The organism is Methylobacterium sp. EM32 (assembly GCF_040593685.1).
GTDB lineage: Bacteria > Pseudomonadota > Alphaproteobacteria > Rhizobiales > Beijerinckiaceae > Methylobacterium.
The window spans coordinates 1-7,083 of record NZ_JBEXZS010000253.1; the positions used below are offsets into that span (position 1 = coordinate 1).

Genomic DNA, 7,083 nt, shown 5'->3' on the forward strand with positions numbered 1-7,083 from the left:
CGCCCCGACCGCCAGCAACGCTCCGCGGCCCGCCGCCCGCAAGCGGCCCGCCCCGGCGGTCGACGGGATGAACCCCGGCTTCGAGGCCGGGGCGCAGGACCAGTAGCGGGTCTTCGGGTCGCCGGTCAGGCGTGGCCGGCGGTGGCCGAGAGCATGGCGGGCTCGATGCCGATGCCGCGCAGGGCCCGGTCGTATTTCGTCTCGAGGGCGCTGTTGAAGATCAGGTCCGGATCGGCCGGGCAGTGCAGCCAGCCATTGGCCTGGATCTCGCTCTCGAGCTGGCCAGCCTGCCAGCCGGCATAGCCGAGCGCCAGCACCGCGCTCGCCGGTCCCTTGCCGACCGCGATCGCCCGCAGGATCTCGATCGTCGCGGTGAGGCAGATGCCGTCGTCGATCAGGAGCGTCGACTGGTCGATGTGGAAGTCGGGCGAGTGCAGCACGAAGCCCCGGCTCGCCTCGACCGGCCCGCCCATCAGCACCGGCATGTGGCCGATCCGGCTCGGCAGCCGGATGGCGTCGTCCTGGCCGATGATGTCGAGCTGGACCAGGAGGTCCGGCATGTTGAGGTCGGCGGCCGGCTTGTTGACGATGATCCCCATCGCCCCCTCCGCCGAATGCGCGCAGAGATAGATCACCGAGCGCGAGAACCGCTCGTCGGCCATGCCCGGCATCGCCACCAGCAATTGCCCGTCGAGGTAGCTCGGCCCGCCGCGGGCCGGATCCTCCCGGTCGCCGGCGCGCAGGTCCGGCGCCCCGCTCATGGCCGGGTCCGGGGAGAGGAGGTCCTGTGGAAATCTGCTGCGCATGAAGCCCATGCTACGCTCCGCCCCGGCGTTGTCCATAGTCCGCTTGTGCGGGAACGCCCGGGGAGGCCGCGGGGTCCCGTCGCCCGCGTCGCGGGCGGGACGACACGGGGTGCGACCTCGACTCGCCCGGACCGCCGCGCTAGACCCCGCCCGACTTTTTCGCGAGGAGAGCCACGATGACGATCCAGGTCGGCGATCACCTGCCCCAGGCGACCTTCCGGGTCATGGGCCCCGACGGCCCGGTGGCCAAGACCACCGACGACGTGTTCAAGGGCCGGCGCGTGGTGCTGGTGGCGGTGCCGGGCGCCTTCACGCCGACCTGCCACCGCAACCACCTGCCCGGCTACGTCACCCGCCGCGGCGACATCCTGGCCCGCGGCATCGACGCGATCGCGGTGACCGCGGTCAACGACGTGTTCGTGCTCGAGGCCTGGTCGAAATCGGCCGGCGCCGAGGGCATCGAGTTCCTGGCCGACGGCAACGGCGACTTCGCGAAGGCGCTCGGCCTCGACATGGACGGCACTGGCTTCGGCCTCGGCGTGCGCTCGAAGCGCTACGCCATGGTGGTCGAGGACGGGGTGGTGCGGGTGCTCAACGTCGAGGATTCGCCGTCGAAGGCGGATCATTCGGGGGCGGAGACGCTGCTGAAGTCGCTCTGAGGAGCTGGATCACCGGTCGGACAGTAGGCTGCCCGACCGGACTGGGAAGGTACCAGATCCTCGATGTCATCCCGGGGCTCCCCGCAAGGGAGAACCCGGGATCCATAACTGCCGAGGATACCGAATAAGGCGATTGGCGTTCCGCCTTGTCCTGAACCGCCAGCGGTTATGGATCCCGGGTTCCGCTTCGCGGCCCCGGGATGACAAGGAGGATGCCGAAACCGTCGAAATCAGCCGGACACGTTCCGAGGCGATCGGGCCTCGCCGCGCTCGCTTAGCGGCACATGAATCTCATTCACCTCTAGCTGCAATTTCCGCGTTTGTCCGCTCCCCTCCCGCCGGGCACAGTGCCCGCAACGAGACGAGGGAGGAACCGTCGAGGACGGGCGGCGATGCGGGGGTGAGCCCTTCGCAGCGCTGAGAATCTCCCTCGTGCCCGAAGGCCGGCCCGACGCAACGGGCACGTGCCGCAACGAGCCAGGGAGGACGACATGTTGCTGAACGACAAGGTGTGCCTGATCACCGGCGCCGCATCGCTGCGGGGCATCGGCCGCGCCACCGCGAAGCTCTTCGCCCAGCACGGCGCCAAGGTGGTGATCCTCGATCTCGATGCCGGCCAGGCCGAAGAGGCCGCCCGCTCCCTCGGCGAGGGCCATCTCGGCCTCGCCTGCAACGTCACCGACAAGGCCGCCTGCCAGGCCGCCGCCGCCGAGGTCGTCGCCCGCTTCGGTCGCATCGACGTGCTGATCAACAATGCCGGCATCACCCAGCCGCTGAAGTTCATGGAGATCGAGCCCGGCAACTACGACGCCGTCCTCGACGTGAACCTGCGCGGCACGCTCTACATGAGCCAGGCGGTGGTGCCGCAGATGCGCCAGCAGCAATCCGGCTCGATCGTCTGCATGTCGTCGGTCTCGGCGCAGCGCGGCGGCGGCATCTTCGGCGGGCCGCATTACAGCGCCGCCAAGGGCGGCGTGCTGGGCTTGGGCAAGGCGATGGCCCGCGAGCTCGGCCCCGACACGGTGCGGGTCAACAGCATTACCCCCGGCCTGATCCAGACCGACATCACCGGCGGCAAGCTCACCGACGAGCTGAAGGTCGAGATCGCCAAGGGCATCCCCCTCGGCCGCCTCGGCGTCGCCGACGACGTCGCCAATGCCTGCCTGTTCCTGGCCTCCGACCTGTCCTCCTACATCACCGGCGCCGTCATCGACGTGAACGGCGGCATGCTGATCCACTGAGGAGCCGATCATGCCGACCACCGAATCGCCCCCCCGGCAGAACAGCCCCTCGCTCGCCGAGCGGGCCTACCGCATCCGCCGCAACGCCCTCTTGATGGGTGAGGTCCAGGGCCAGGGCTACATCGCCCAGGCCCTCGGCATCGCCGACGTGCTGGCGGTGTCGTACTTCCACGCCATGCGCTACCGGCCCGAGGAGCCGGAATGGGAGGGACGCGACCGCTTCCTGCTCTCGATCGGCCACTACGCCATCGCGCTCTATGCCGCCCTCCTCGAAGCCGGCATCCTCCCGCAGGACGAGCTGACGAGCTACGGGGCCGACGACAGCCGGCTGCCGATGTCCGGCATGGCCGCCTACACCCCCGGCATGGAGATCACCGGCGGCTCCCTCGGCCACGGCCTCGCGCTCGCGGTCGGCTTCTGCCTCGGGCTCAAGCGCAAGAAGTCGGACTCGTTCGTCTACTGCCTGATCTCCGACGGCGAGCTCGGCGAGGGCTCGATCTGGGAGGGCGCCTGGTCGGCGAGCCACTGGAAGCTCGACAACCTGATCGCCATCGTCGACGTCAACAACCAGCAGGCCGACGGTCCGGCCTCGCAGGTCACCGGCTTCGAGCCGGCGGCGTCGCGCTTCGAGGCTTTCGGCTGGCACGTCCAGCGGGTCGACGGCAACGACATCGACGCCCTGGTCCGGGCCTTCGATGCCGCGAAGGCGTGTCCGGAGCAGAAGCCCCGCATCATCATCTGCGACACCAAGATGGCGAAGGGCATCCCCTTCCTGGAGGCGCGCGAGCGCAACCACTTCCTGCGGGTGGAGCCGCAGGAATGGCAGGACGCGATTCACATCCTGGATGCCGGGAGGCCCGCATGAAACGCTCGAAGTACACGCGCCCGGCTTGGCTCTCCGAGGCCAATACGGGCGAACGGCTGACGACCTCAGCGATGATCGCCTCGCTGGCCGGTCCCGACCAGCGCACCGCGCCGGCCCCCTTCGGCCACGCGCTGGCGAAGCTCGCCGAGGAGCGGCCGGAGATCGTCGGGCTCACCGCCGATCTCGGCAAGTACACCGACCTGCACATCTTCGCCCAGAAGCACCCCGAGCGCTTCTACCAGATGGGCATGGCCGAGCAGCTCCTGATCAGCGCCGCCGCCGGCATGGCGCGCGAGGGTTTTCAGCCTTTCGCCACCACCTACGCGGTGTTCGCGGCACGGCGCGCCTACGACTTCATCTGCATGGCGATCGCGGAGGAGAACCTCGACGTCAAGATCGTCTGCGCGCTGCCGGGCCTCACCACCGGCTACGGGCCGAGCCACCAGGCGACGGAAGACATCGCGATCTTCCGCGGCCTGCCCAACATGACGATCCTCGACCCCTGCGACGCGCACGAGATCGCGCAGGCCGTGCCGGCCATCGCCGATCACAAGGGGCCGGTCTACATGCGGCTCCTGCGCGGCAACGTGCCCCTGGTGCTCGACGAGTACGGCTACACGTTCGAGCTCGGCAAGGCCAAGACCATCCGGGACGGCAACGACGTCCTGATCATCTCAACCGGCCTGATGACCATGCGGGCCCTTGAGGCGGCGGACGCGCTCCGCGAGGACAAGGTCGACGTCGCGGTGCTGCACGTGCCGACGATCAAGCCGCTCGACACCGAGACGATCCTGCGCGAGGCCGGCAAGGGCGGACGCCTGGTCGTGGTCGCGGAGAACCACACCGTGGTCGGGGGCCTCGGCGAGGCGGTGGCGGGGCTGCTCATGCGCTCCGGCACGATCCCGAAGGCCTTCCGTCAGGTCGGCCTGCCGGACGAGTTCCTCGATGCCGGCGCCCTGCCGACCCTGCACGACCGCTACGGGATCTCGACCGGCGCGATGGTGAGGAGCATCCGCGAATGGCTGTGAGCGCAGACTCCCCCGTCGCCTTCGTCGGCTTGGGCTCGATGGGCCTGCCGATGGCCCGCAACCTCGTGCGGCACGGCTTCCCCGTGCGCGGCTTCGACGTGCGGGCGGAAGGCCGCAGCGCCTTCGCGAGTGCCGGCGGCACCTCCGCCGACACGATCGCGGCGGTGTCCGAGGGCGCCGGAGCCCTGGTGCTGATGGTGGTCAACGCCGACCAGGCGGAGAGCATCCTGTTCGGCGCGGGCGCCCTGGAGTATCTGGCCCCGAACGCGACGGTGGTCCTGATGGCGACCTGCCCGCCGGCTTCTGTTGCGGCGCTCGCCAAGCGGGTGACCGCCACCGGCCGGGCCTTCGTCGACGCGCCGGTCTCCGGCGGGGTCGTCGGGGCCGAGGCCGGGACCCTCACCATCATGGCGGCGGCCCCCGCCGCCGTGATCGCGGAGATTCGGCCCCTGCTGGAGGCGATGGGCGACAAGGTGTTCCATGTCGGGCCGGAGCCCGGCCAGGGCGCCACCATGAAGGCGGTCAACCAGCTCCTGTGCGGGGTGAACCTCGCCGCGGCGGCGGAAGCCCTGTCGCTGGCGGCGAAGGTCGGGATCGACGGCGCGACGGCGCTGGAGATCGTCTCCGGCTCCTCGGCGTCGAGCTGGATGCTGCGCGACCGCGGTCCGCGGATGCTGGAGGAGACCCCGCGGGTCACCAGCGCCGTCGACATATTCGTCAAGGATCTCGGCATCGTGCTCGAAGCCGGCCGCAGCGAGAAGGCGGCCCTGCCCCTCGCGGCCCTCGCCCACCAGCTCTTCCTCGCAGCCTCGGGCCGTGGGGCGGGCGCGGAAGACGACAGCCAGGTCATTGGGTCCTATCGCGCGCTGAACGGCAAGTAATATCGGCACACCTCTAATATCGGCACACCTCCCGTCCGCGATCGTGTTTTCACATCAGGTCGCGCGCATCCCCTCTCCCCGCGGGCGGGGAGAGGGCTCCGGCGACCTTGCCGTCGACGGAGCGAGGCGGCAGCCGATGGTGAGGGGGAGGTGCCGAATATGGCTCCTCCGGAAACACCCCCTCACCCTCGCGGCGAACCTGCGGTTCGCTGCTCGCTGCATCTCCTGAACGGAGACGCAGCCCTCTCCCCGCCCGCGGGGAGAGGAGAAACCAGCACTTCTTCCGGAATCCGCAGCATCGCCGCGGAAAGACCGACCACTCACGTCCAGAGGCCGGCTCACCGGCCCATCCCCCCTCTCGAGGAAACACCCATGAGCCACGCCCTCTCCCGCCGCACGCTGCTCGCCGGCGCCGCCGCCTTCCCCCTCGCCACGGTGTTCACCCGCCCGGTGCGCGCCGCCGAGTTCGAGTACAAGCTCGCGACCGGTCAGGACCCGACCCACCCAGTCAACACCCGGGCCCAGGAGGCGCTCACCCGCATCCGCGAGGCCTCGAACGGCCGGCTCGACATCAAGCTCTTCCCGGCCAACCAGCTCGGCTCCGACACCGACCTGCTGTCGCAGGTGCGCAACGGCAGCGTCGAGTTCTTCAACCTCTCGACCTCGATCCTCTCGACCTTCGTCGCCGCCGCGGCGCTGCCGAATACCGGCTTCGCGTTCAAGGATTACGACGACGTCTGGAAGGCGATGGATGGGGGCCTCGGCACTTACGTCCGCGAGCAGATCGCCAAGACGCCGATCCAGACCGTCTCCAAGGTGTGGGACAACGGGTTCCGCCACATCACCTCCTCGACCCGCGAGATCAAAACGCCGGAGGATCTGAAGGGCTTCAAGATCCGCGTCCCCCCGTCGCCGATGCTGACCTCGCTGTTCAAGGCGCTCGACGCCGGCGCCGCGCCGCTCAACTTCAACGAGTTGTACTCGGCGCTGCAGACCAAGATCTTCGAGGGCCAGGAGAACCCGCTCGCCATCACGGCGACGACCCGGCTCTACGAGGTGCAGAAGAGCTGCAGCCTGACCGGCCACGTTTGGGACGGCTACTGGATCCTCGGCAACAAGAAGGCCTGGCAGCGTCTGCCCGAGGATCTGCGCGCCATCGTCTCCCGCGAGCTCGACCGCTCGGCCGACGACCAGCGCGCCGACATCGTGAAGCTCAGCGCCTCGCTGCGCCAGGAACTCGGATCCAAGGGAATCTCCTTTATCGAGGTCGATCGTCAGAAATTTCGCGATGCGCTCGGCCGCACGACCTTCTACAAGGACTGGAAGAACAAGTACGGCGACGCCGCCTGGGAGCACCTCGAGGCCGTCTCCGGCAAGCTGGCCTGAGGGAGGCACACGATGCATGTCGACATCGCGACGGAGACGCCTGCCTTGCCGGCAGCGTCGGCCAAGCGCGCCTGGGCGCGCACGCTCGACAACGCGCTCGGGCCCCTGATCGAGATCCCGGCCGCCCTCCTGGTGGTGGCCGAGGTGGTGGTGCTGCTCGCCGGCGTGGTCAGCCGCTACGTCTTCCACGCCCCCATCGTCTGGTCGGACGAGCTCG

At 69.4% G+C, this 7,083-nt stretch carries 7 protein-coding genes and 1 pseudogene; 7 read left to right on the plus strand and 1 reads right to left on the minus strand.

Going from position 1 to position 7,083, the window contains the following annotated elements; translation table 11 throughout:
- Window positions 1-125: 125 nt before the first annotated feature.
- Entirely contained in the window at window positions 126-761 is a 636-nt protein-coding gene (locus tag ABZT49_RS31680) for a YqgE/AlgH family protein (protein ID WP_355292260.1), read from the minus strand.
- Between the two features lie 221 nt (window positions 762-982).
- Between ABZT49_RS31680 and ABZT49_RS31685 the strand changes: the two genes are divergently transcribed.
- From ABZT49_RS31685 to ABZT49_RS31715, 7 genes and pseudogenes are all read left to right on the plus strand, one after another.
- The gene (locus tag ABZT49_RS31685; RefSeq protein WP_355292262.1) at window positions 983-1,465 is read left to right on the plus strand and encodes a peroxiredoxin; all 483 of its coding nucleotides are present in this window, start codon (window positions 983-985) and stop codon (window positions 1,463-1,465) included.
- Between the two features lie 491 nt (window positions 1,466-1,956).
- Window positions 1,957-2,706, plus strand: coding sequence for a glucose 1-dehydrogenase (locus tag ABZT49_RS31690; protein ID WP_355292263.1), 750 nt, complete (start codon window positions 1,957-1,959; stop codon window positions 2,704-2,706).
- Window positions 2,707-2,716: 10 nt separating this feature from the next.
- Entirely contained in the window at window positions 2,717-3,571 is an 855-nt protein-coding gene (locus ABZT49_RS31695; protein WP_355292265.1) for a transketolase, read from the plus strand.
- Entirely contained in the window at window positions 3,568-4,599 is a 1,032-nt protein-coding gene (locus ABZT49_RS31700; RefSeq protein WP_355292267.1) for a transketolase family protein, read from the plus strand. The genes ABZT49_RS31695 and ABZT49_RS31700 overlap by 4 nt, the downstream gene beginning before the upstream one ends.
- The gene (locus tag ABZT49_RS31705) at window positions 4,596-5,480 is read left to right on the plus strand and encodes an NAD(P)-dependent oxidoreductase (RefSeq protein WP_407943609.1); all 885 of its coding nucleotides are present in this window, start codon (window positions 4,596-4,598) and stop codon (window positions 5,478-5,480) included. Before ABZT49_RS31700 ends, ABZT49_RS31705 begins: the two co-directional genes overlap by 4 nt.
- A 372-nt stretch (window positions 5,481-5,852) precedes the next feature.
- The gene (locus ABZT49_RS31710) at window positions 5,853-6,866 is read left to right on the plus strand and encodes a TRAP transporter substrate-binding protein (protein ID WP_355292271.1); all 1,014 of its coding nucleotides are present in this window, start codon (window positions 5,853-5,855) and stop codon (window positions 6,864-6,866) included.
- A 12-nt stretch (window positions 6,867-6,878) separates the two neighbouring features.
- Window positions 6,879-7,083: pseudogene (locus ABZT49_RS31715) on the plus strand (ABC transporter permease); the annotation flags it as partial.

What these genes read in the sequence shown, in the direction of transcription:
- ABZT49_RS31680 (WP_355292260.1), bottom strand. Translation starts at nt 761, where the DNA reads ATGAGCGGGGCGCCGGACCTGCGCGCCGGCGACCGGGAGGATCCGGCC.
- ABZT49_RS31685 (WP_355292262.1), top strand. Translation starts at nt 983, where the DNA reads ATGACGATCCAGGTCGGCGATCACCTGCCCCAGGCGACCTTCCGGGTC.
- ABZT49_RS31690 (WP_355292263.1), top strand. Translation starts at nt 1,957, where the DNA reads ATGTTGCTGAACGACAAGGTGTGCCTGATCACCGGCGCCGCATCGCTG.
- ABZT49_RS31695 (WP_355292265.1), top strand. Translation starts at nt 2,717, where the DNA reads ATGCCGACCACCGAATCGCCCCCCCGGCAGAACAGCCCCTCGCTCGCC.
- ABZT49_RS31700 (WP_355292267.1), top strand. Translation starts at nt 3,568, where the DNA reads ATGAAACGCTCGAAGTACACGCGCCCGGCTTGGCTCTCCGAGGCCAAT.
- ABZT49_RS31710 (WP_355292271.1), top strand. Translation starts at nt 5,853, where the DNA reads ATGAGCCACGCCCTCTCCCGCCGCACGCTGCTCGCCGGCGCCGCCGCC.